The organism is Veillonella sp. CHU732 (genome assembly GCF_003992085.1).
Taxonomy (GTDB): Bacteria; Bacillota; Negativicutes; order Veillonellales; family Veillonellaceae; genus F0422.
This window is the reverse complement of the sequence record NZ_RQVC01000033.1, coordinates 1-1,301: the sequence shown is the minus strand read 5'-3', so window position 1 is coordinate 1,301 and position 1,301 is coordinate 1. Positions and strand designations below refer to the sequence as shown.

General features: G+C 34.0%; 1 protein-coding gene. It reads left to right on the top strand.

Annotation, left to right across the window (positions count from 1 at the left end):
• The first annotated feature begins 43 nt into the window (after positions 1 to 43).
• Positions 44 to 1,255 (top strand): ISL3 family transposase, encoded by a 1,212-nt coding sequence (locus EO121_RS08555; protein ID WP_127167427.1) that lies wholly within the window; start codon positions 44 to 46, stop codon positions 1,253 to 1,255.
• Positions 1,256 to 1,301: the final 46 nt, after the last annotated feature.

Genomic DNA, 1,301 nt, shown 5'->3' with positions numbered 1-1,301 from the left:
TATCATAAAAGTAACCACACAATTAAGAAAGGATGAGTCATATATGTCTACAGTTAATTATACAGAAATTATCTTTAAAATTAAAGAGGAATATATCAAACATACAAGAGTAAATGAGGACGGTTCTGTTCACTTTACTCTTGAGATGCCGGTAGCTGAACAAGTGTGTCCTCATTGTGGAGAGAGCACTAGAAAGTCTAAAGGTAAACGATCTAGGGAGGTTAAATTTGGTGTTATACAACATCATCCTGTGACTGCTACATATTTACAAAGACGCTACACATGCCAGGAGTGTCATCATACTTTCATAGAAAAGAATCCTTTTGTTAGCCGTTATTTGCAAATTAGTAAAAGTAATATGGAATATCTATTTAGGCAATTTAGTGAAAAAGGGTCTTTTACCGAGATGGCTAAGCGCAGTGACATTTCTGTATCTACAGTCATTCGATATTGTTCTAAGTTAGCTATTCCTAAGCCAAAGAGTCTACCTACTGTATTAGGTATCGATGAGTATAAAGGTAATGCTGGAGGTCAAGTATACCAAGTTATCATTACGGATGTAAGGAATCATTCCATCGTAGATATTTTACCTAAACGAGATACTAATGCACTAATTCAGTATTTTTCTAGCTTTTCTAGAAAAGCTAGAAAACAAGTTACATATATTATTATGGACATGTCTCCGTTATTTAAGTTAGTGATGCAAACTATGTTTCCTCATGCACATATTGTAGCTGATCGCTATCATGTATGTCGCTTAGTAGATTGGGCTGTAGAACGAGTACGCAAGAGAGAGCAAAAGATATTAGTAGCACATTCTAAAATGCTCAAACATAACCGAAGAATACTTATGAAAAATCCTGACAGATTAACTGAAAGCGAACAGATAAAACTACAGGAAATATTACGTATCTCTGATGATTTACGGATTGCTTATGGACTTAGATTAGCCTTTAGAAAGGTATTTAAAACCTTTAGCATTCATAACATCGAAAGACATTTACAGTTATGGCTGAACATAGTAGAAAGAAGCCATTTAGTAGAATTTAACAATTTTAAACTATCTTTTACTAATTGGTTCCCTCAAATTGTCAATGCCTTTGTATTACCATATTCCAATGGATTTACTGAAGGTTGTAATAACAAAATTAAAGTATTAAAGAGAATAAGTTATGGGTTACGCCATTTTGAACGCTTTAGAGTTCGTATACTTATGTTAAGCAAAAAGAATAGCGCTAGCTATTTCCATAGCTAGCGCTAAAAGCTTTTACATGAGTAGCCCCCACATTTGACAAAGAGCC

What these genes read in the sequence shown, in the direction of transcription:
- EO121_RS08555 (WP_127167427.1), top strand. Translation starts at nt 44, where the DNA reads ATGTCTACAGTTAATTATACAGAAATTATCTTTAAAATTAAAGAGGAA.